Source organism: Aeromonas sp. PI_26 (assembly GCF_027854445.1).
Lineage (GTDB): Bacteria > Pseudomonadota > Gammaproteobacteria > Enterobacterales > Aeromonadaceae > Aeromonas > Aeromonas veronii.
In genome coordinates, this window is record NZ_JAJNOE010000006.1 from 39,024 (window position 1) to 60,584 (window position 21,561).

The following is a 21,561-nucleotide window of genomic DNA, read 5'->3' on the forward strand; positions in this document are numbered from 1 at the left end:
AGTTAAATGTTTAAATGCACCGTTCAACGGCACATGGATCATTCTAACTGACTGTTTTTAAATTGTTCTCTAATTTGTGAATGGCGTCGAATACCGTTGAATATGCCGATAAGGTGCATGCTGATTGCGTGTTGTCGGCGTAAAAAAACCTGCCAGCTTGGCTGGCAGGTCGGGTGACAAGGCGACACGGGTTGACGCCATCAATGACGGGCGCGCTGCTCTCCGGAGGGGGGAGATACGGGAGCCATCATTGGCGCAGTGGAGGACTCTTTGCCCAGTTTGAACACCGCAAGCCGCTCATCCAGGCTGCGGGAGAGACCGGCCAGCAGTTCGCTCTCCTGCGCCAGTTGCGAGGCGGACTGGGACATCTCCAGCGCCGAGTCGTTGATGCCGCTGACGTTGCGGTTCATATCCTCGGCCACCATGCTCTGCTGCTCGGCGGCTGTAGCGATCTGGGTCGCCATGTCGCTCACATGCTGGATGTGGTTGACGATCAGGGTGAGATCCTGCCCCGCCTGCTGGGACTGGTTGACGCTGCTCTCTGCCAGTTTGCGGCTGGTATCCATGGCGTTGGCGGCGGTGACGGCCCGTTGCTGCAGCTGGGCAATGGTGCTCTGGATCTCTTCGGTGGATTGGCGAGTGCGGCTGGCCAGCTGGCGCACCTCGTCGGCCACCACGGCAAAGCCGCGGCCCTGCTCACCGGCGCGGGCTGCTTCGATGGCGGCGTTGAGGGCCAGCAGGTTGGTCTGCTCCGAAATGGCGCTGATGACGGCGGTCACTTCGCTGATCTGCATCACTCCCTCTTTAAGCTGGTTGACCTGCTGGGTGGCCTGCTCCACCTCGGTGGCCAGCGCCTTGATGCCGTGCACGCTGGCGTGAACGTCGCGGTTGCCGAGTCCTGCTTCACCGGTCGCTTCCTGGGTATCCCGCGCGGTATTTTCGGCGTGCCCGGCCACATCGGAGATGGTGGCGCTCATCTCGTTCATGGCGGTCGCGAGCTGGGCCAGCTGATCCCGCTGGCTGGTCACCGCCTGATTGGTCTGCTCGGCAGAGGCGGCGATGCGCAGGGCGGCATCGGCCACGTTGCGAGCTCCCTGGCTGGCCTCCAGCAGCGCGTGACGGATGGCATCGAGACTCTGGTTGGTGCAGCGGGCGACTACGCCCAACTCATCCTTGCCCTGTACCGGGATGCTCACCACCAGATCCCCCTTGGCGACCCGTTGCATGGCGTTGTTGATCTGGCTGAGGGGGGAGACGATGGAGTGGGTGATGCGCCAGCCCAGCAGCCCCATCAGCAGGATCACGATGGCGGTGGCGGTACCCATCTTCATGTACTGGGCCCAGATGGTCTGCTGAATATCCTGCAGCAGCATGCCGGAACCGAGGATCCAGCCCCAAGGCTGATAGCCGGAGACCATGGATAGCTTGTCGGCGGTTTCGCCCGATGGGCCTGTCCAGACATATTGCAGAGTGCCCTGTTTGCCCCCTTTGGCGATATCCACCATCTGATACCAGAACTGCCCGGCGGTGGCGGCGCCCCCTTCACCCATCTTCTGGCCGACCAGTTCGGGGCGAATGGGGTGAACCACCATGGTGCGGTTCTCGTCGATGACGAATAAATAGTTGTTGCCATCAAAGCGGGTGTTGGTCAGCAGCTTGCGTGCCTGCTGCTGAGCCTGCTCTGCTGGCATGGTGCTGGCCAGAAACTGGATCTGGCTCATGGCCTGCTCCAGAACCGCATTGAGCCGCGCCTCTCGCTCGCTCATCAGATTGCGCTGGAGCGCGTTGGCCGAGATAAGTAGCAGCGAGACAAAACCGACAAACGCCAGTGCGAGCAGCAAAATCAATTTGCGGCTCACGGTAATATCACCGAGCTTGAACATGACTAAACCCTCATTTCCCTGTTGATTTTATGTGGCTCTGTACCGCGGCAGCCAGTTCGTAAGAGTTAACAACTCATTTACTTTCAGTCTCTTGCCGACCTTTCTCAAATGAGCGTTTTAACATCAGTATAGTCAGCAGACAGCAACCCCCACTTTTTGGTAGCGTGTTGATGCGCATCCCTGCGCAATTTTTGCCAAAGAGTGTGAATCATTTGGCATTTCACTAAAAAAAGGAGTGGGCCCCGCTGCGGGTGACCCCATAACAAGAGGGAATTTATGAGTTCCATTGCCAGGAATTACTTCAACCAGCTCAACGCCGACTACCTGCAGGTGCACAGGCGCAAGGAGGATCTCTTCTGGTCCACCTATATGGGCACCAGCGACGATCAGGCCGGTTTCACCGCGGCCGAGCAGGCCTACAAGGCCTTTTGTGCCAATCCGGCCCGTCTGCCCGAATTGCGGGAGATGTTGGCGCAGGCCGACGAGGATGATCTCAAGCGCGGTCTGCAAGGCTGGATCGCCTTCTTCGAGTGCAATGTGATTGAAGATCCCGCCGCATCCGCCCTGATGGATGAGTTGGTGGCTGCTGAGGCGGCGCTGTTCGCCCGCCGCAAGGGGCTGAAACTGACCCTGCTGGATGAGCAGGGCCAGCAGGTCGCAGGCAGCCTGCCCGCCGCGAGTACGTCCCTTGCCGCCAGCCCGAACGAGGCGGTGCGCCAGAGCGCGCTCGCCATGTTACACACCCTGGAGCAGTGGGTGGTCGGCAACGGTTTTCTCGAGGTGGTGGCGATCCGCAACCGCTTTGCCCGCGCCATGGGCTATCGCGACTACTTCGACTACAAGGTGCGCAAGAACGAGCAGATGAGCCCGGAGCAGCTGTTCGCCATCCTCGACGACTTTATTGCCCGCACCGACGCTCGGTTGCAGCAGAGCCTGGCCGAGCTGAAGGCCGCCAAGGGCGAGGCGGCCCTGCTGCCTCACAACCTGCGTTACAGCGTGAGCGGTGACGTGACCCGTCAGCTCGATCCTTACGTGCCCTTCTCGCGGGCGCTGCGAGATTGGGTCGAGAGCTTCCGCCGGCTCGGCATCCAGTATCGCGGGGCGACCCTGACCCTGGATTTGCTGACACGGGAGGGGAAGTATGAGAACGGCTTCTGCCACGGCCCGGTTCCGAGCTTCTTCCAGCAAGGGGATTGGGTGCCTGCGGTGGTCAATTTCACCAGCCTGGCCGATCCGGCGCAGGTGGGCAGCGGCTGGAGTGGCCTCAACACCCTGTTCCACGAGGGGGGGCACGCCGCGCATTTTGCCAATGTCACCGGCAACGCCCCCTGCTTCTCCCAGGAGTTCCCGCCAACTTCCATGGCTTATGCCGAGACCCAGTCGATGTTCTGCGACAGCCTGCTGGACGATGCCGACTGGCTCAAACGTTACGCTAGAAATGCGGCAGGAGAGGCTGTTCCCGATGCCCTCATCAAGGAGATGATTGAAGCGCGTCAGCCGTTTCGCGCGTTTAACGAACGCCAGATCGCGTTGGTGGCCTACTGCGAGCGGGATCTCTACGCCATGGATGAGGCGGAACGCACCCCCGAGGCTGTGCTGGCGCTGGCCCGCCAGTGGGAGCGCAAGATCCTCGGGGTGGAGAGCCCGCGCCCGCTGCTGGCCATTCCGCACCTTCTTAATCAGGAGTCAGCCTGTGCCTATCACGGCTACCTGCTAGCGCTGATGGCGGTGGAGCAGACCCGCGCCTTTTTCCTCAAACGTGATGGCTACCTTACCGACAACCCGCGTATCGGGCCGGATCTGGCTACCCACTACTGGGGGCCGGGCAATGGCATGACTCATGATGAGACCCTGCGCAGCCTGACTGGCGAGGGATTCAGCGCGGTGCCGCTGGCCGAGGCGTGCAACCTGAGCGCCGCCGAATCGTGGCAACAGGCGCAAGCCTGCATGGCCGCCGCGCAGCAGCGTCCCGCGGCGGGTGAGGGAGGCCCGCTCGACGCCCATATCCGGGTGGTACACGGCGCCGAGCTTATCGCCGACAACCGCGAGTCGGAAACCCGCATGCTGGCCGACTTCGAGGCGTGGATTACCCGGTGCTACTTTGCTGGAGATGTCAGAGAGGCGCTGAGCTGCGTGCAGTAAGTGATGTGATGAAGGCAGGCTTGATATGAATAGGCAATTGGCAGGAGGGGCGACCTTCCTGCCATTCTTTTTTTCATTATTCACGATTCATCAATGACTTTATTTCCGCACTTTTCACAGATGGCATGGCGTTCAAAGCGATCCATGTTGGCCAGAAAGGGGTCGGCGGCCCAGCCGGTAATGAAGTCCTTGATAAACGCTTTGCGCTTTTGCTCTGGTTTCACCTCTTTTCCATAGGATTTGTCGACCAGTACTACGACATGGTTGGTCTCGCGCTGACAGCTGGGGCAGACGCGTTGTTCGGTGGATGAAAGCAAGGGGGATCTCCTTGTCTGGAAGAGTGGGCAGCAGGTTTTCCGCCGCAGATATGTAACGTCCCCATTTGATTCCTTTTTCTGGCAGGTCGTCAATCACAGCGGAGATGGATTGTGCGCCATCTCCTGTGAAAAGGGGCGAGCCAACAAGGGTGATCATGAGGGGCCAGTCGGCCCCTCTTTTGTTTCCGTTTGTCACACATTGCCACACAAGCTTCCCCCACTGGCAAAGTTTTGTGACCAGACAGGTGTGCAATGGTGCCATCAGCAGGGAGATCAGGCCCTGCCGCGATGGAACCAGGGAGCATGTTATGACGAACAAATGGATGTGGTGGCTGTTGCCGCTGCTGGCGGTCGGGGTCTGGTGGCTGGGTTATGCGGGGGATGCCAACGGGGTGTGGCCCTGGCGCCATGAGATGTTGTTACTGACCGGCCTGCTGGGGATGGCCTATATGGCCATTTCGCTGCTGCTGGCCTTGCGTCTGCCGCAGTTGGAGGTGTGGTGTGGCGGTCTGGACCGGATGTTGCGATTGCACCGTCAGACGGCCATTGGCGGTGCATTGGCGCTCACTGCGCATTGGCTGGTGGTGGAGGTGCCCAAGTGGGCAGTCTCGGCGGGTTGGCTGAGTCGTCCCGCCCGGCGTGGGGCCAGTGCAGCTGGAGCTGGTGCAGGTAATGGCATCTCGCTCCATGCCCTTGGCAATACCCTGGGTGAGTGGAGTTTCTATCTACTGATCGCGTTGGTGGTAGTGAGCTTGCTGGCGCTGGTGAGTTATGGCCGTTTTCGGCTGATCCACCGGCTGGCGCCGCTCATCTATCTTGCGGGGTGGGGGCACGGGCTCTGCCTGCTGCCTCAGGTGGGAGCCATGACGCCTATTGGGGTATCGATCTGGTTGATCGGCGGGATCGGTGCTATCGGGGCCCTCTACTCCCTGTTGGGACAAGTGGGGGCGCGGGATCGCCATCCAGGCCTGGTCGTTGCGGTGCGCACGCTGGCGGATCACACCTGCGAGCTGACCATGCAGCTGGAGCGGCCGATCGCCCATTACCGCCCGGGCCAGTTTGCCTTCTTCGAGTTTGACGCCAAGGAGGGGCCGCACCCCTTTACCCTGGTGCGGGTGTCGGCGGATCGGCGCCAGCTGGTGATCGCGGTGCGGGCGCTCGGGGATCATACCCGTCAGCTGGTGGCAGAGGCGCGCGCCGGGGATGGGGTGGTGGTGACCGGGCCCTATGGCGCCTTTGTCGCCCCGCAAGGGGGAGGTAGAGCCCTCTGGCTGGGGGCCGGGATCGGTATCACACCGTTCGTCGCCTGGCTGGAGGGGTTGGCTGCCCGTGGGGAGCGCAGCGAGGGGATCTCCCTGATCCAGTGTGCGCCGGATCTGGCAGGCGCCGTCTACCACCGACGGTTGGCCGAGCTCTGCCATCGCACCGGCGTGCGCTATCAGCTGCATCTGGACAAGACAGCCGGGCGGCTGGATCTGGCCCGCATCGCGCAGGATGCGCCCGAGCAAGTGTGGTTTTGCGGGCCGGAGGGGATGGCAGATGCCCTGACCCGGCTGTTGCCGGACGGGCATCTGCATCGCGAGCTGTTTCGCTTTCGTTGAGCTCGACGGTCGCCGTTATTTGGCGCTGGCTGGCAACTGCTTGAGGGCGGCTTGTACTGCCGCCTCCAGTTGCGGGTCGCGCCCGACCACCATGTCGGCGGGGGTGAGTGGCACCTGTAGATCCGGGATCAGCTCCTGATTCTCGTAGAAGGTGCCGTCCGGTTTGCGCAGCCCCAGGGTCGGGATGCCGTAGGAGAGGCCCGGGATCAGCCGGGAGTCGTGGCTGTAGACCATGGTGCCGGTGCCGGGCACCGGATCGCCGACGATGGGGCCGACCTTGAGGGTGCGGTAGTACTCGGGGAAGGCGGAGCCTTCCGAGTAGCTGCCAGCGTTGACCAGCACCACCGAGGGCTTGGTCCACTGGCGAGTGGCGGCGTCGGTTTCACCCTTGCCCTGACGGGGCCAACTGCTGGCCATTCCCTTGGCGCTGCCGCTGCCGGTCAGAAACTCCACCAGGGTATTGGCGAGATAGCCGCCGCTGTTGAAGCGGACATCGACGATCAGCGCCTCGCGATTGCGCTGCCTGCCGAGGGCATCCGCCACCACTGCATCGTAGACCTCGCTATTCATTGCCGGCAGATAGACGTAGCCGACCCGTCCTCCACTCAGGCTGGCCACCAGATCCCGCCGTTTCTCAATCCAGCGATCCTGTTGCAGCTGGTACTCCTGCTGCTTGTCGATGGCGGTGAGCACCACCTCGTCAGTTTGCTTGTTGCCCGCCTGCTGGAAGGTGAGGGCAAGCCGGGCGTCAGCCTGATGGTTGAGGGCCTGATCCAGCTCGGCCAGATTGGCAATCGGGACGCCGTTGATGGTGAGCAGGCGGGCGCCCGGGGCGATATCGCTCTCCTGATCCAGCGGGCCGCCAGAGAGCATGGCGGTGAGCATCACCCCCTGCTCGCCATCCTGCCAGTAGCCGCCCAGGCTGGCGGTCTCGTCCGCCATGCGCGGGAAAGGCGCGGGGCCGCTGCCCCAGGTGTGGGAGACATTGAGCTCGCCAGCCAGCTCTGCCAACAGGTTGCCAAAGTCCCGCGGGTTGCCGATGCCTGGCAGCAGGCGGCGGTAAGCGGCGACATAGCTCTCCCAATCTACCCCGTTCATGTCGTCCAGATAGAACTCGTCCCGGGTTAGGCGGGCGATCTGATCGAAGGCGGCGGTCATGCGTGCCTGCCAGCGGCTGGTGGGCTGCAAGGCGAAGGGGGCACAGGTGGTCTCGCCGGAGTCGAGATGGATCCGGGTGATCTCCCCATCCCGCACCAGGGTAGCCAGGGTGCCCTGCTGGTTGAGGCTTGCCAGCGCTGGGCCGGGCTGCTCACCAAACAGTTCGCTGGTTTTGCCCTTGCGCAGATCCTGTCTGTAGCCCTTGATCTCGCTCTCGCTGTTGACCCCCATCTCTTCCACCAGATAGATCACTTGGTCGCCGATGATGCGGCTGGCGAGCAGGGTGCCGGTGGGTTGCAGCAGCAGCGCTTCTCTATGGTTGAGACGATCGCTCTCAAAGCCGTATCCCCCTTTCGGCGGCTCCAGCTCGGCAATGGCATCGGCTTTGGCGGCGCGGCTGCTGTAGATGCCGAGCAGGTTGGTGACGAGGGGCTCGCCATCGGGCCCCAGTGCGCCAAACCGGGTCGATTGCCAGTAGAGAATGGCGCCATCCTGACTCCAGCCCGGTTGCCCATCCTGATAGCCGTTGAGGCTGACATTGACCGGTTTGGCCTTGGGATTGGCCGTGTCGATCACCGCGATCTCCTGCTCTGCCGCATCGGGGCGGAAGGTGAGCGCCAGATGGCGGGAGTCGGGGGCAAAGGCGAGATGCACCTCGTGGCGCGAGGGGTTGAAGCTGGCAGGCACCAGCTCCCGCTGCTTGTTGCTCGCCAGATCGAGCAGGTGGATGGCCTGGCCATCCACCACGAAGGCGAGCTGTTTGCCATCGGGGGAGAGCACCGGACGGCTGATCCCCTTGTCGGGAATGGCCAGCAGCAGGCTCTCGGTCAGAGTGCCGGGATCGCTGAACAGCAGATCCGGATCTCCCTTGCGCAGGCGATAGAGGGCGGCGTGCCCCTGCTGCTCCGACAGATAGATGAGGGCGCGGCCCTGCTCGGCGAAGAGGGGGCTGGATTGCTCGCTCGGATCGCGGGTCAGCTGGCGCACCCGCTCCCGCTCGGGGTCGACGGCAAACAGGTTGCCCTCGCTCACCAGGATCAGCTCGTCCGCCTCTTCGCTGACCAGCGCTTCGTCTGCCAGGGTCAGGGCCTCGCTCGCCTCATCCGGCGTGCTCGCCACTTGCGGTGTGAGGGTCAGCTTGCGTGGCTCGCTGCTACCGGCATCGAGGCGATAGAGCTCGCCCAGCCATGACCAGACCAGATCGCCATTGCGAGAGGCGCTGAGCCCCCGCACCGGATGGCCCTGATAGTGGGTCAGCTGTTGCTCCTTGCCGCTGGCAAGATCCCGGCGCCAGACGTTGAAATCACCGCTGCGCTCGCTCAGGTAAAAGAGGGTGTCCCCCTTGTCGCTCCAGACCGGATCGGTGGCCGCCACCCGATCTTCGGTCAGCTGCTTGTGCTGCTTGCCATCAAACAGCCAGAGACGGGGCACCGCGAACGAGTGCTGATGCTTGCGAAAGGGTTGATCCGCCGCGGGCATCTGATAGACGAGCCGCTCCCCGTGGGGGCGAGCGAGGGTCGCAGGCAGCGGCAGATCGGCCTGCAAGGTGCCGCCGTTGAGCGGGGTCCAGTAGAGCTCACCCCATTGGTAGCCTTCCGCGACAAAATGGTCGGCATCGGGCGCCCCCAGGCGCTGGCTACTCAGCAGCAGCCGTTTGCCATCGGCGCTGAAGGCTTGCGGCAGATCGGTGCGCGAATCGCGGGTGAGGCGCACCATCTCGCCGCCGCTGGCAGGCACCACGAACACATCCTCGTTGCCGTAGAGATTGGCGGCAAAGGCGAGCTGTTTGCCATCCGGTGACCAGATTGGCCGCTGGCTCAGGTAGTCGCTGCCGGTGAGCGCCGTAGCGGGGCCACCCTCGGCACTGGCGACAAAAATGCGCCCCTGCCAGGTGAAAGCAAGCCGCTTGCCATCGGGGGAGAGGGCGGGCTCGCGCAGCCAGAGTGCATCGGCGGCGACACTGGCGGGCAGCCAGAGCAGTGCGCTGACCAGCAGCAGGCGGGTCAGCGAAGAGTTCGGCAAGAAGTGCAGAGGCATGATGTCATCCTGAATCAGGTTCAATTGTTACATATTTACCGATCTGCGGCATCATGGCTAGCCAGAAAATGTAATCTATGTTTTTGTTTTTATTGTCAATTAGTCATGTTTGCGCAGGTCGTTCATGGACCATTCACCGTTCGCAGCCAAGATATGTTTTATTGGGTCTATTGAGTATTGATGGCGATCCAATATCATGGCGCTCGCTCGCCAACGGGCGAGCCTATTCAGATGATGTGACAACCATAAAAAGCCCTGCCAGAGGCTTGTCGAGGGATGGAATGAGAGCCGTATTGTTGTGTGTGCTGGGGCTGTGGCCCGCGCTGAGTTTTGCCTTTACCGAAAAAGCCGATTTGGTGGTGGTCAAGAAGTCTACCTACAGCCTCACCCTGATGAAGGATGGCAAGGAACTGAAGCGCTACTGGGTTGCACTGGGCCCGGCGCCCAAGGGGCACAAGCAGCGGGAAGGGGATCAACGTACCCCGGAGGGGCGCTACACCCTGGATTACAAGAAGAGCAACTCCGGCTTTTATAAAGCGATACATATCAACTACCCGAATCTGGACGATATCAAGCGCGCCAATGAGTTGGGGGTGAACCCGGGTGGCATGATCATGATCCATGGTCAGCTTAACCGGATGGGTAACCGTCGGGTACAGCCCTCCAACTGGACCAACGGTTGTATTGCGGTACTTAACCACGAGATGGATGAGCTCTGGAATGCCATTGACCCGGGTACGCCCATCATCATCGAGCCCTGATCCGCACAACGGGGGCCTTGTCGGCAGACAAGGCCCCCGTTCTGTTCTGGTTGTGATCCCCTTTAACGGATGTCTTTTTGAGACATTCGCATTGTTGTGAATGTCACTTCAAAAAAAGCCTGCAAATGGTGAGGATATGTGCTCTATCCGTGAAGGAGTGTCCCATGTCTTTGACCGAAACCTGTCAGCGCATCGTGCGCGATCCCCATCTCTCCGCTGCTCAGAAGAGCCACGCACTGGCGCTGGCCGCCGAGAATGCGTTGCCCTACCCCGACCTGCCTGCCGCAGTCGCCGAGGCGATGGAGCAGGGATTTATCTGCGACATGTTCGAAGGGCATGCCCCCTACAAGCCGCGTTATGTGCTGCCGGACTATGAAAAATTCCTGACTCAGGGCTCTGCCTGGCTGGAGCTGACGGCGCCGCAGGATTTCGACGAGGCGCTCAACGCCCTGCGCATCCTCTATCACCATGTCCCCTCCGTCACCGGCATGCCGGTCTGGCTGGGACGGCTCGACCATCTGCTGTTGCCGTTTGTCGGCGAACTGGATGACGAGAGCCTCTATCGCAAGCTGAAGGGGTTCTGGGTCTATCTGGATCGGGTGCTGCCGGACGCCTTCATGCACGTCAACATCGGGCCTGATGACAACCGCATCTGCCGCCTGATCCTGCGCATCGACAACGAGCTCAAGCAGGTGGCGCCGAACCTCACCTTCTTCCACGATCCGGAGCAGACCCCGGACAGCCTGCTGCTGCAGGCGGTGAAGAACATCGCCGAGTGCAGCAAGCCGCACATCGCCAACTACCCGATCCATCGCGATACCTTTGACCAGCGTGGTTTTGGCATCGTCAGCTGTTACAACGCCTTGCCGCAGGCCGGTGGCGCCAATACCCTGGTGCGCATCTCCCTCAAGCGGGTCGCCGAGCAGTGCCAGGGGATCGATGACTTCCTCGGCTGCCTGCTGCCCCACTACTGCCGTCTGGCCTCCCAGTTGATCGAAGCGCGGGCCGCTTTCTTGCATCAGGAGTCCGGCTTCTTCAACAGCTTCCTGGTGAAAGAGGGGCTGCTGGATGAGGATCGCTTCGTCCCCATGTTCGGCATCTACGGCATGGCGGAAGCGGTCAATATCCTGATGGATAAAGAGAATCTGCCGGATCGCTATGGTCACGGCGAGGAGGCGAACCAGCTTGGCTATCGCATCTCGGCCCAGCTCTCGGAATATGTCACTGCGACGCCGCAAACCCATGCCTGGGGTGGTCGCGCCCTGCTGCACTCGCAAGGTGGCCTCAGCATCGATGTGGCAGTCACCCCCGGGGTGCGCATCCCCTACGGGCAGGAGCCGGATCCGGCCAGCCATGTGCTGGCGCTGGCGCCGCACCACACTTATTACCATTCGGGGATCAGCGAGATCCTCACGCTGGATCCCACCATCCGCCAGAACCCGCAGGCGCTGCTGCAGCTCTGCAAGGGGGCGCTCGCCATCGGTATGCGCGAGTTCACCGCCAACGTGGCCGACAGCGATCTGGTGCGGGTGACCGGCTACATGATCCGCAAGAGCGACGTGGCTCGCTTCGCAGAGGAGGGATCGCGCTTGCAGACCACCTGTCTCGGTGCCGAGGCGAGTGAAGTGACCGCCATTCGTCAGCGGGCTCCGCGGGTAGTCGCCCACGAATCGACCATCGGCGAGTATTGAGTTCGCACCGATGGCTGATGTCTTGCCAACACGCAGCGCTCTGGTGAGCAGGGTGCTGTCGTTCTCCTGTGTCGACGGGCCGGGCAACCGGCTGGTGCTGTTTCTGCAGGGCTGCAACTTTCGCTGCCCCGGCTGCCACAACCCGCACACCATAGGGCTGTGCGACGATTGTGGCGACTGCCTTGCGGTCTGTCCGAGCGGCGCCCTATCCATGAGCGAAGGCAAGGTTCATTGGCAGGCGATGCTCTGTACCGACTGCGACGCCTGTCTGGAGGCCTGCCCGCGCAGCGCCAACCCCAAGACGGCCACCATGACGGTGGCCGACGTGCTGGCTCTACTGCGACGCTACGGCCCCTTGCTGACCGGCATTACCGTCTCCGGTGGTGAGGCGACCACCCAGCTCCCCTTTGTGGTTGCGCTGTTTGCTGCCATCAAGGGCGCGCCGGATCTGACCCATCTCACTTGCCTGCTCGACAGCAACGGTTCTCTGGCCGAAACCGGCTGGCAGCGGCTGCTGCCGGTGCTCGACGGCGCCATGCTCGATCTCAAGGGCTGGCGCGACTCGGTCCATCACACCCTGACCGGCTATGGCCGCGAGCGGGTGCTGGGGTCGCTGCAACTACTGGCACGCCACGGCAAGCTGACCGAACTGCGGCTGCTCCATGTGCCGGGCAAAAGCGATTTTCTGGATGCGAGTGGTGAGCTGGACGTGGATCTCGCCGCCTTCTTGCAGCAGCTTGGGCCTGTGCCCATTCGCCTCAACGGTTTTCGCCACCACGGGGTGCGGGGGGAGGCGGCGCAATGGCCAGAGGCGACCCGCAGCGAGCTGAAGTGGCTGGCGAGTCGGTTGCGTGCTGCGGGAGTGGGGGCGGTGACCTTGCCACCGCTGATCTAAAGAGGTCTGATCGATTCCCTTGCTGTGTAGTAAAAGCACACAACTGTGACTTCTGTCTATTGGAGGGGGCCTTGGGGCTCGTTATGATATTGCCCATCCGTCCCTCCTCCATCACAGATAAATCATGAGTGAAAGCAAGGCGTTATATCGGGTTCAGTTTATTTGCCACAACGAGCGCTACGAGGTCTATGTGCGCCAGGTGAATCAGGGCCAACTGTTCGGTTTTATCGAGATCGCCGATTTTGTCTGGGACAACCACACGGCGCTTATCGTCGATCCCAGCCATGAAAAGCTCAAGAGCGAATTTGCCGATGTGCGTCACACCCTTATCCCAATGCATCAGGTGTTGCGCATCGATCAGGTGAAAAAGCAGGGGGCTGCCCGCATCACGGATCTGGGTAGCAACGTCGCCTCCTTCCCCAGCCCCATCTATACCAAACGTCCCTAGTCCCTACTTGCCGTTGATGTTTCGCCGCGGTGAAACATCCATCTCTTCTCGCTGTCATCCGGCTCAGGGCTCAATCAATTCGCGACCCAGTTGCAGGATCCGCTGGCGGAACCAGTGACGGGCCGAGCCATCACCGGCCGGGCCATACCAGACCAGACTGTGACTCACCTTGCCGTAATCGAACGGTGCCGGACGCATCACCAGATCCGGCTGACTGGCCATGCAGGCCGCCCAGCCACCGATGGCGGTGAGGATCAGATCAGTCTGGGGCAGCAGGGCCGCCGCGCTGGCAAAATCGGGCAGGGTGGCGCCAATCTGGCGACGCACCTGTTGCTGGGCAAGGCTCTGCTCGAAGAAGGGGTTGGCCAGCTCCTGATCCCGGATGGCGATATGGCGCCAGCTCAGGTAGGCATCGAGATCCCAGGGCTTGGCCAGCGCCGGGTGGTCTTTGCGCAGCAGACAGACCAGTTTCTCTTCCCGCAGGGTCTCCCACACCAGCCCAGGCTGGCGCGGTAACGGCTGGCTCTGGTCATGGGGCAGGATCACGAAGTCGAGTTTGCCCGCTGCCAGCGCCTCCAGCCCCTGCTCATCCTTGTTCCAGATCTCCGGCACCATGCCCGGGACTTCTTTCATCAGCTGACCCAGAATGGGGCCCACCGGCCAGGTCATCACGCTCTCGCGCAATCCCAGCCGCAAGCAGCCCTGCCACTGCTGGGGGTTGAAGGCATTCTGGCGAGTGAGGCCGTTCAGCTCCCCCAACAACCGGTGCAGGGTGGGAGCCAGTCGCTCGGCCATGGGGGTGAGCAGCAGCTGGTTGCCCTGGCGGTAGAGCAGTTGATCCCCCAGCAGACCCCGCAGCTGGTTGAGGGTCTTGCTAACGGTGGAAGGCGTGGTGCAGAGCCGCTCGGCGGTGCGGGTGACGCTCTGGTTGTCAAGCAGCAGATGCAGGGTGACCAGATGGCGACCTCCCAGCCGAGAGAGTGCGATCAGATCCATAAGTACTCCACAAGCGAAGGGAAGAGACAAGACAAGAAAGCCCCGCCAAAGCGGGGCTGATGCGGATTAGCCCTTGAGCACCGCCGCCATGGCGTCAGCCACATAGTCGACGTTGCGGCTATTGAGGCCCGCCACGCACATGCGACCGGATCGCACCAGATAGACTGCGAACTCTTCGCGCAGGCGATCTACCTGCTCAGGGGTGAAGCCGGTGTAGCTGAACATGCCGCGCTGGTTGATGAAGTAGCTGAAATCGCGGCCCGGTACCTTGGTGCTCAGCACCTCGAACAGCTTCTGGCGCATGGCCTTGATGCGGGTGCGCATCTCGGTCACTTCGTCGACCCACATGGCGTGCAGCTCGGGCTGGCTCATCACAGCCGCGGTGATCTGGCCACCGTGGGTGGGCGGGCTTGAGTAGTTGCGACGCACGGTGGCCTTCATCTGACCCAGTACGCGGCTGGCTTCTTCGGCATCCTTGCAGATGACCGACAGGCCGCCGCACCGCTCGCCGTAGAAGGAGAGGTTCTTGGAAAAGGAGTTGCTGACGAAGAAGCTTACGCCGGCGGCCACCATGGCGCGAATGGCGTAGGCATCCTCTTCCAGCCCGTCGCCGAAGCCCTGATAGGCGATATCCATAAAGGGGATCAGGTTCTTCTCGACCACCAGCGCGATCACCCGATCCCACTGGGCACGGGAGAGATCCACCCCGGTCGGGTTGTGGCAGCAGGGGTGCAGCAGCACGATGCTCTTGGCCGGCAGGGTACTCAGGCAGTCGATCATCGCATCAAACTGCACGCCGCCGGTGGCCGCATCGTAGTAGGGGTAGTCGTGCACCTTGATGCCGGCGCCCTCGAACATCGCCTTGTGGTTGTCCCATGTCGGATTGCTGACCCACACCTCGGAGGCCGGGAAGTAGCGCTTGAGCAGATCTGCGCCGATCTTCAATGCGCCCGAGCCACCGATGGTCTGGATGGTGGCGATACGTCCCGCCTTGATCGCTTCATGGTCGGCACCAAACAGCAGGTGCTGCACCGCGGTGCGGTAGTTGGCGGCGCCTTCCATCGGCTGGTAGGGGCGCGGGGCAGGGGCGGCCGCGCGCTGGGCTTCGGCCTGCTGCACCGACGGCAGCAGCGGAATGCGCCCCTGCTCGTCGTAATAGAGGCCGATCCCCAGGTTCACCTTCTGCTCGCGGGTGTCTTTGTGGAAGGTCTCGACTAGCGTCAGGATGGGGTCGCCAGCATAGGCATCGACGTGTTCAAACATGGGGGATCCTTGAAATTGACTGTCCAGTAAAACCGGCGGTCAGCCGGGCTGGACATCATGGCGCAAAGCTGGCGGTGGCTCAAGCCCGACGCTGGTCGAGCCTGAAGGGATGGCGCCGCAATCCTGCTTACTTCAAATAGGATCTCAGGACGTTGACCACCTGATCCAGATCCTCCAGCCGCTCGGAAGGGGTGGCATCGGGGGCGCCGAGATGCTCGCGCATATGTCCCTCCAGCACCTCCAGCATCAGGCCGTTGACGGCGCCGCGGATGGCGGCGATCTGCTGCAAAATGGCGGTGCAGTCGCTCTCCTGCTCCAGCGCGCTCTCCAGCGCACCGGCCTGTCCCTTGATGCGGCGCACCCGTGCCAGCAACTTCTTTTTGTCGTGAATGGTGTGGGACATGACGGATCCTCTCGATCAATAAAACTATACTGGGGTATAGTATATTGCATCATCGCTCTCAGGAGAAATCCATGTCATCCCTCGCTCAATCCCACTGCCATCAACCCGTCATCCACGAGGGCAATCCGCTGGCCGAACAGAAGACCCGCTGGGCCGTATTGTTGACCGTCATCATGATGATGGCGGAGATTGGCGGCGGCTGGTTCTACAACTCCATGGCGCTGTTGGCGGATGGCTGGCACATGAGCTCCCACGCACTGGCGCTCGGTCTCTCTGTGCTGGCCTACCGCGCCGCCCGCCATTTCGCCCGTGACCACAGATTCAGCTTCGGCACCTGGAAGATCGAGGTGCTGGGTGGCTTCACCAGCGCCCTGTTGCTGGTAGGAGTGGCCGGGTTGATGCTGTTCGAGTCGGTGTTCCGGCTGCTCGATCCCAGCCCGATCCACTATCAACAGGCGATCGCTATCGCGCTGGTGGGGCTGCTGGTGAATCTCGCCTGTGCCTGGCTGCTCAAGGATGATCACGGCCACCATCACCACGGCCATGACCACCATCATGAGCATCACGACCACGATCATCATCATGACCATGACGATCACCACGGCCATCAGGATCTCAACCTGCGCGCCGCCTATATCCACGTGCTGGCGGATGCGGCCACTTCCGTGCTGGCGATTCTGGCGCTGACTGGGGGTATGTTGTGGGGGGCCGACTGGCTGGATCCGCTGATGGGCATAGTGGGTGCCGGGCTGGTCGCGGTGTGGGCCTGGGGACTGCTGCGCGACTCTGGTCGGGTGCTGCTGGATGCCGAGATGGATACCCCGCTGGTGGCGGAGATCCGCGAGGTGATTGCCGAGCTGCCGGGCACTGATATCCGCGATCTGCACGTCTGGCGGGTAGGGCAGCAGCAGTATGCCTGCGTGCTCTCTCTGCTGATGGTCAATCCGCTACCGGCGCAGCAGATCCGCGAGCGGCTGGCGATCCATGAAGAGCTGGTGCATGTGACCATCGAAATCACCAGCGAATAGGATAAATAGTGGGGGCCGTTGGCCCCCTTGGTTTCAGTGCCGTTGGCACTCTGATGTCAGTGCGGCTGCCCGGTGAGCTCATCCTGGGGTTTGTGTTGCCACACAGCGCCGAGCAGCAACTTGAGCAGCAGTCCGGGCGGGTTGTCCAGCAGTTTGCCGGACTCCAGCAGCAACTGGCCATCGGCGCGAAATCCGAGGCTGGCATCTATGGTGCCATCCTCCGAGACCACCTGGATCAGGCCATTGAGGGCGGAGCGCTCACCGGGCTGACAGCGCAGCCGCAGTTCGCGGGGTTCCCCCAGCAGGGTAAAGGCGCGGCTCAGCGGGGGTGAGTCTTCATAATCGGGCCAGTTGAAGAAGTGATACTGTTCGGCCAGGGCGCCAGCCTGCTGGCAGAACTGGTCGAACAGCTGCCCGATCGCCTGATACTCCTGATCGAGTCGTCTTGCCTGCTCTTCAATCCGTTTCATTGCTTACTCCTTGTGTATCCACTTGATCAGACATTGCTTTTCTGACCCCGTGACTGCCGTTTTCCAGATATGAGGCCAAATGGCCGCGAGGTCTGTGAGCCGGATCGAAGTTTCAGTCTGAAAACGTTATCTTGTTGAAACTGGATGGTTTTTTTGCCCTCTCGCTCACATTTGAATCGATTGCCGCTGATTAATATGGCACCGCCTGGCAATGACCGGGTGCTCGACTATCGAGACTAACTACAGCGGGAATTATAAAAATATGGATATGAAAAAGACCAAAGTGGCGCTGGTAACAGCCTCACTGCTCGCGCTTTTGTCTGGCTGTAATGACAACAGCTCTGATGCCTCCGGTGTGAACCCCGTCCCCCCTACACCGCCTACACCTGAAGTCACCGATGGGCCTGTCGCTCGTCTGCCCAAGATGGATCCCCCGAAAGAGTTGCTGGTTGCCGGCGACAATCAGGTGGTCATTGCACTGGTGGATACCCAGTCGGCAGCCAAAGGCGCCAAGGCACCGTTTGACAGCTACAGCCTGCACCTTTGGAACAACGACGCCTGCAAGGCAACGGCAGATAGCGGCCTGAATACCGGGTGGGATGACAAGAGCAAGACACCGGCCACCGCCGACAGCTTTGGTCCGGCCTGGGTCGTTCCGCTCAACAAGGTGGAAGGGTGCATCAACTTTATCGCCCGCAACGGCGATCTGGCCAACCTGACCGGCAGCGATATGAAGGTGAGCTTCAGTGAGCACCCGGATCGCACCGTGGCCATCGTTGCAGGCAAGAAAGATCTGTTTGGCAGCCGTGCCGAAGCCTTTACCGCCGCCTTTGGCGTGGCGGGGGCCAGCGCTCATTTGATCGATGGCAATACCCTGATTTGGCAAGGGGGCAAGGACAAGCCCCACGTTCGCCTCTATTACACCGACTCGGGCACCATCAAGGCCAATGCCGATGGGGTGTTCGATTTCCCCTATATCAGCCTGACCGCGACCAGCCTGACTGCCGAGCAGCAGGCCAAATATCCGCACCTCAAGGATGCGGCCGCCTTTGCCCTGCCTGCCGGGAAAGATCTCAAGCCCCTGCTCAAGGGTGAGCTGGTGGCTATCGGCACCGATGCCGACGGTATCCTGCAGGGGGCGACCCTGGTGCAGAGCGCCGGCGCCCTCGATGCGCTCTATGCTCCCGAGGCGACCAAGCTGAGCTATGGTGCCGTGGTGGAGGGTAACCGGGTGACCTTCCGCCTCTGGGCGCCGACCGCCAAGTCGGTCAAGCTGGCCCTCTACAACGCCAGCCACCAGAAGAGTGGTGAAGTGGCGATGACCTTCGACAGCGCCAGCGGCAGCTGGAGTTATGAGGGGGGCAGCGAGCTGATCGGCCAGTTCTACCGCTACGACATGGAGGTCTACCATCCGCTGAGCCGCAAGGTTGAGCACTATGAGGTGACCGATCCCTACTCCCTGAGTCTGGCGATGAACTCCGAGTTCAGTCAGGTAGTGGATCTCGACGATCCGGCCCTGAAACCGGAAGGATGGGACAGCCTCAAGGCGCCCCACAGCCAGCAGAACCCCGCCGACATCACCATCTATGAGGCCCATATTCGCGACCTGACCGGTAACGATGCCTCCACCGATGAAGAGAAGCGCGGCAAGTTTGTCGGTCTGACCCAGCCCGACTCTGTACCGGTCAACCATCTGAAAGCGCTGGCAAAAAGCGGCGTCAGCCACCTGCACCTGCTGCCGGTGTTTGATATCGCTACCGTCAACGAGGATCCGGCCAAGGTAGCCAATCTCGGCGATGACTTCAGCAAGCTCTGTCAGGTCAATCCGGATGTGAAAACATCCAGATTTGGTGGCTATTGCGGTGGCGGTCAGACCGTGGGAGATGTGCTGGCCGACCTGCAAGGGGGCGACAGCAAGGATAATCCGCAGGTGCAGGAGCTCTCCGGCTATCTGCGCGGCGTCGACTCCTTCAACTGGGGTTATGATCCCTACCACTACACCACGCCGGAAGGCTCCTACGCCACCAACGCCGAGGGCACCAAACGTATTCTGGAGTTCCGCGAGATGGTCAAGGCCATCAAGCAGAACATCGGCATGAACGTGGTGATGGACGTGGTCTACAACCACACCAACGAATCCGGGCTCGGCCCCAAGTCGGTGCTAGACAAGATAGTGCCCTGGTACTATCAGCGCCTCAATCCGGAGACCGGCTCGGTGGAGAACTCCACCTGCTGTTCCAACACGGCGCCGGAACACGCCATGTTTGCCAAGCTGATGGATGACTCCCTGGTCACCTGGGCGCGCGACTACAAGATCGACGCCTTCCGCTTCGACCTGATGGGCCACCATCCGAAAGATCAGATGGTTCAGGCGCTGGCCGCGGTGAAGAAGGTCAATCCCGAGATGTACTTCTACGGCGAGGGGTGGAACTTCGGCGAAGTGCAGGATGACAAGCGCTTCGTGCAGGCTACCCAGAAGCATCTGGGCGGTACCGGTATCGGCTCCTTCTCCGACCGCTTGCGCGATGCGGTGCGCGGCGGCAGTCCGTTCGACGGTGGCGATACCATTCGCAAGACCCAGGGCTTTGGCAACGGTGCTTTCGTCGATCCTAACGAAATGAGCAAGGTGGATCTGGCGACGGCCTTGCACCAGTCCGATCTGGTGCGGCTCGGCATGGCGGGCAACCTCAAGGAGTTCGTGCTGACCGACAAGGATGGCATGCCGAAGAAAGGCGCCGAGATCGACTACAACGGTCAGCCTGCCGGCTATGCCCAGGATCCGGTGGAAGTGCAGAACTATGTCGACAAGCACGACAACCAGACCCTGTTCGACAACCTGATATACAAGGCGCCTGCCGGAGCCGATCTGGTGCGGATGCAGGGGGTCTCGCTGGCGACAGCCATGCTGGGTCAGGGCATTCCCTTCACCCACGCCGGTGTCGAGCTGCTGCGTTCCAAATCCATGGAGCGGGACAGCTATGACTCGGGCGACTGGTACAACAAGGTCGACTACACCCTGGGCGACAACAACTTCGACAAGGGGTTGCCGCGCAAGGACAAGGATGGCGACAACTATCCGCTGATCGAGCAGGTGCTCGGCAAGCATGCCAAGCCGGGCTCGGCCGAGATGGCGCAGATGGTGAGCTTCTATCAGGAGCTGGCGGAGCTGCGCAACTCCTCCCGCCTGCTGCGTCTGGGCAGTGGCGCCGAGGTGATCAAGCGGGTCGACTTCCGCAATACCGGCCCGGATCAGGTGCCCGGCCTTATCGTCATGACGGTGGATGATGGCGTCAGGGCCGGGGCGGATCTGGATCCGGCCATCGACGGCCTGGTGGTGATGATCAACGCCAGCAACCAGAGCCAGAGCATCGGTGACTTCCGTGACGGTAACGATCAGCCGATCGATCTGAGCGGTATGGTGCTAAGCAGCAAGCATCGCGCAGTCGACAGCATCGCCAGCGGCGCCGCCTATGATAACGGCCAGCTGACGCTGGGGGCCTGGTCTGCCGCCGTGTTCGTCAAGCCGCAGTCTGGTGCACAGGGGGCGGGCATGCCGGTCAGCAAGAAGACCGACCTGAGTACCCTGCCACCGTTTGGCAACACCGATGTTTATCTGAAGGGGTTCCTCAATGAGTGGGGCAACACCAACCAGATGACCTTCAGCGGCAACTTTATGTACGAGTTCACTACCGAGGTGAGCACCGACAAGCTGGGTACCACCAACGTCAAGATCGCTGACGCCAGCTGGGGGCCGGTCAACTACGGCAGCTGTAACGCCGGTGACAAGCTGGTGGTCGGCACTCCGCTGACCCTTTGCAAGGGGGGAGAAACCGGCAATATCGGTGTCGATCTGGCCAAGGCAGGCAGCTACAAGTTTGTCTTTACCGCCATGAACAAGGACAAACCGACCCTGAGCGTCAGCTTCACCGAGCCGGTGCAGAGTTGCAAGGTGCTGGATACGGTGGCGGGCAATCCGCTCGGCTACAACCTGTTCGTCAAGGGGGAGCTTTCAGGCTGGAATGCTCAGCCCCAGTACCAGCTGAGCTACAAGGGGATGGACGGCGATCTCGCCATCTATCAGGCGGCGTTCAACTACGCCGGCAGCACCGAGTTCAAGGTCGCCAATGAGGACTGGAGCAAGGAGTACCTGCTCAACGGTGGCGGCGCGGTGAACGCTGAAACCGGCTATTCGTTCGCCTTCTCCAAGGGTGGCAGTGCCAATAATAGCATCACCCTGCCGCAGGGGCTGTGGAGTGTGCTGGTGAAGGTTGACCCGGCTGGCGTCAAGGCGGGCACAGCCGTCATTCAGGAGTGCAGCGTCAAGTAAGCAAGCCATTGAGTCCGGGGGATGGCTCGGCGCCCCCGGGTTGAATTCCACCTTGCCAAGGGTGGGATAACTCCGAGAGAGTAAGCAAAGCGCGACTGCCGACCGGCAGGCGCGCTTTTTCTTTTACGGGGGGCCGTGAGA

At 61.6% G+C, this 21,561-nt stretch carries 15 protein-coding genes; 8 read left to right on the forward strand and 7 right to left on the reverse strand.

Translation table 11 applies throughout. The features are described from left to right. Window positions 1-200 precede the first annotated feature (200 nt). Complete coding sequence (locus LRL22_RS08535; protein ID WP_270905177.1) at window positions 201-1,883, reverse strand: methyl-accepting chemotaxis protein; 1,683 nt, start codon at window positions 1,881-1,883, stop codon at window positions 201-203. Window positions 1,884-2,159: 276 nt separating this feature from the next. Here LRL22_RS08535 and LRL22_RS08540 point away from each other — a divergent pair, with 276 nt between their 5' ends. Further along, complete coding sequence (locus tag LRL22_RS08540) at window positions 2,160-4,025, forward strand: M3 family metallopeptidase (protein WP_270905178.1); 1,866 nt, start codon at window positions 2,160-2,162, stop codon at window positions 4,023-4,025. Window positions 4,026-4,105: 80 nt separating this feature from the next. Here LRL22_RS08540 and LRL22_RS08545 read toward each other — a convergent pair whose 3' ends face one another. Next, the gene (locus LRL22_RS08545; RefSeq protein WP_270905179.1) at window positions 4,106-4,342 is read right to left on the reverse strand and encodes a hypothetical protein; all 237 of its coding nucleotides are present in this window, start codon (window positions 4,340-4,342) and stop codon (window positions 4,106-4,108) included. 308 nt (window positions 4,343-4,650) lie between these two features. Here LRL22_RS08545 and LRL22_RS08550 point away from each other — a divergent pair, with 308 nt between their 5' ends. Further along, on the forward strand, window positions 4,651-5,943 hold the full coding sequence (locus LRL22_RS08550) for a ferredoxin reductase family protein (RefSeq protein ID WP_270905180.1): 1,293 nt from the start codon (window positions 4,651-4,653) through the stop codon (window positions 5,941-5,943). A 15-nt stretch (window positions 5,944-5,958) separates the two neighbouring features. Here LRL22_RS08550 and LRL22_RS08555 read toward each other — a convergent pair whose 3' ends face one another. After that, window positions 5,959-9,138, reverse strand: a complete 3,180-nt coding sequence (locus LRL22_RS08555) for a S41 family peptidase (RefSeq protein ID WP_270905181.1) — start codon at window positions 9,136-9,138, stop codon at window positions 5,959-5,961. Window positions 9,139-9,419: 281 nt separating this feature from the next. Between LRL22_RS08555 and LRL22_RS08560 the strand changes: the two genes are divergently transcribed. The 4 genes from LRL22_RS08560 to LRL22_RS08575 all read left to right on the forward strand — a co-directional run bounded on the left by LRL22_RS08560 (window position 9,420) and on the right by LRL22_RS08575 (window position 12,933). Then, the gene (locus LRL22_RS08560; protein ID WP_227341454.1) at window positions 9,420-9,899 is read left to right on the forward strand and encodes a L,D-transpeptidase family protein; all 480 of its coding nucleotides are present in this window, start codon (window positions 9,420-9,422) and stop codon (window positions 9,897-9,899) included. 164 nt (window positions 9,900-10,063) lie between these two features. Beyond that, a complete protein-coding gene (locus LRL22_RS08565) occupies window positions 10,064-11,590 on the forward strand; it encodes a YjjI family glycine radical enzyme (protein WP_270905182.1) in 1,527 nt (508 codons plus the stop codon). Between the two features lie 10 nt (window positions 11,591-11,600). Beyond that, window positions 11,601-12,485 (forward strand): YjjW family glycine radical enzyme activase, encoded by an 885-nt coding sequence (locus LRL22_RS08570; RefSeq protein WP_270905183.1) that lies wholly within the window; start codon window positions 11,601-11,603, stop codon window positions 12,483-12,485. Between the two features lie 124 nt (window positions 12,486-12,609). Then, window positions 12,610-12,933, forward strand: coding sequence for a DUF1820 family protein (locus tag LRL22_RS08575; RefSeq protein ID WP_216952118.1), 324 nt, complete (start codon window positions 12,610-12,612; stop codon window positions 12,931-12,933). Between the two features lie 63 nt (window positions 12,934-12,996). Here the strand turns inward: LRL22_RS08575 and LRL22_RS08580 are convergent, their stop codons facing one another. From LRL22_RS08580 to LRL22_RS08590, 3 genes are all read right to left on the reverse strand, one after another. After that, a complete protein-coding gene (locus LRL22_RS08580) occupies window positions 12,997-13,929 on the reverse strand; it encodes a LysR family transcriptional regulator (protein WP_270905184.1) in 933 nt (310 codons plus the stop codon). Window positions 13,930-13,995: 66 nt separating this feature from the next. After that, entirely contained in the window at window positions 13,996-15,192 is a 1,197-nt protein-coding gene (locus tag LRL22_RS08585; RefSeq protein WP_270905185.1) for an amino acid aminotransferase, read from the reverse strand. A gap of 127 nt (window positions 15,193-15,319) precedes the next feature. Continuing rightward, window positions 15,320-15,595 carry a metal/formaldehyde-sensitive transcriptional repressor gene (locus LRL22_RS08590; protein ID WP_270905186.1) on the reverse strand — a complete coding sequence of 92 codons (276 nt, stop codon included), beginning with the start codon at window positions 15,593-15,595 and terminating at the stop codon, window positions 15,320-15,322. 71 nt (window positions 15,596-15,666) lie between these two features. Here LRL22_RS08590 and dmeF point away from each other — a divergent pair, with 71 nt between their 5' ends. Beyond that, window positions 15,667-16,623: a CDF family Co(II)/Ni(II) efflux transporter DmeF gene (dmeF, locus tag LRL22_RS08595; RefSeq protein ID WP_270905187.1), complete on the forward strand. Its 957-nt coding sequence runs from the start codon at window positions 15,667-15,669 to the stop codon at window positions 16,621-16,623. A 56-nt stretch (window positions 16,624-16,679) separates the two neighbouring features. On the opposite strand, the gene LRL22_RS08600 is transcribed toward dmeF, so the two are convergent. Further along, entirely contained in the window at window positions 16,680-17,093 is a 414-nt protein-coding gene (locus LRL22_RS08600; RefSeq protein ID WP_270905188.1) for a hypothetical protein, read from the reverse strand. A gap of 262 nt (window positions 17,094-17,355) precedes the next feature. Here LRL22_RS08600 and pulA point away from each other — a divergent pair, with 262 nt between their 5' ends. Next, on the forward strand, window positions 17,356-21,420 hold the full coding sequence (gene pulA, locus LRL22_RS08605) for a pullulanase-type alpha-1,6-glucosidase (RefSeq protein WP_270905189.1): 4,065 nt from the start codon (window positions 17,356-17,358) through the stop codon (window positions 21,418-21,420). Window positions 21,421-21,561 lie beyond the last annotated feature (141 nt).

Excerpts from the sequence above, each read along its gene's own strand:
- LRL22_RS08535 (WP_270905177.1), bottom strand. The coding sequence starts at position 1,883 with ATGTTCAAGCTCGGTGATATTACCGTGAGCCGCAAATTGATTTTGCTG.
- LRL22_RS08575 (WP_216952118.1), top strand. The coding sequence starts at position 12,610 with ATGAGTGAAAGCAAGGCGTTATATCGGGTTCAGTTTATTTGCCACAAC.
- LRL22_RS08585 (WP_270905185.1), bottom strand. The coding sequence starts at position 15,192 with ATGTTTGAACACGTCGATGCCTATGCTGGCGACCCCATCCTGACGCTA.
- LRL22_RS08570 (WP_270905183.1), top strand. The coding sequence starts at position 11,601 with ATGGCTGATGTCTTGCCAACACGCAGCGCTCTGGTGAGCAGGGTGCTG.
- dmeF (WP_270905187.1), top strand. The coding sequence starts at position 15,667 with ATGTCATCCCTCGCTCAATCCCACTGCCATCAACCCGTCATCCACGAG.
- LRL22_RS08590 (WP_270905186.1), bottom strand. The coding sequence starts at position 15,595 with ATGTCCCACACCATTCACGACAAAAAGAAGTTGCTGGCACGGGTGCGC.
- LRL22_RS08560 (WP_227341454.1), top strand. The coding sequence starts at position 9,420 with ATGAGAGCCGTATTGTTGTGTGTGCTGGGGCTGTGGCCCGCGCTGAGT.
- LRL22_RS08540 (WP_270905178.1), top strand. The coding sequence starts at position 2,160 with ATGAGTTCCATTGCCAGGAATTACTTCAACCAGCTCAACGCCGACTAC.
- LRL22_RS08565 (WP_270905182.1), top strand. The coding sequence starts at position 10,064 with ATGTCTTTGACCGAAACCTGTCAGCGCATCGTGCGCGATCCCCATCTC.
- LRL22_RS08580 (WP_270905184.1), bottom strand. The coding sequence starts at position 13,929 with ATGGATCTGATCGCACTCTCTCGGCTGGGAGGTCGCCATCTGGTCACC.
- LRL22_RS08550 (WP_270905180.1), top strand. The coding sequence starts at position 4,651 with ATGACGAACAAATGGATGTGGTGGCTGTTGCCGCTGCTGGCGGTCGGG.
- pulA (WP_270905189.1), top strand. The coding sequence starts at position 17,356 with ATGGATATGAAAAAGACCAAAGTGGCGCTGGTAACAGCCTCACTGCTC.
- LRL22_RS08600 (WP_270905188.1), bottom strand. The coding sequence starts at position 17,093 with ATGAAACGGATTGAAGAGCAGGCAAGACGACTCGATCAGGAGTATCAG.
- LRL22_RS08555 (WP_270905181.1), bottom strand. The coding sequence starts at position 9,138 with ATGCCTCTGCACTTCTTGCCGAACTCTTCGCTGACCCGCCTGCTGCTG.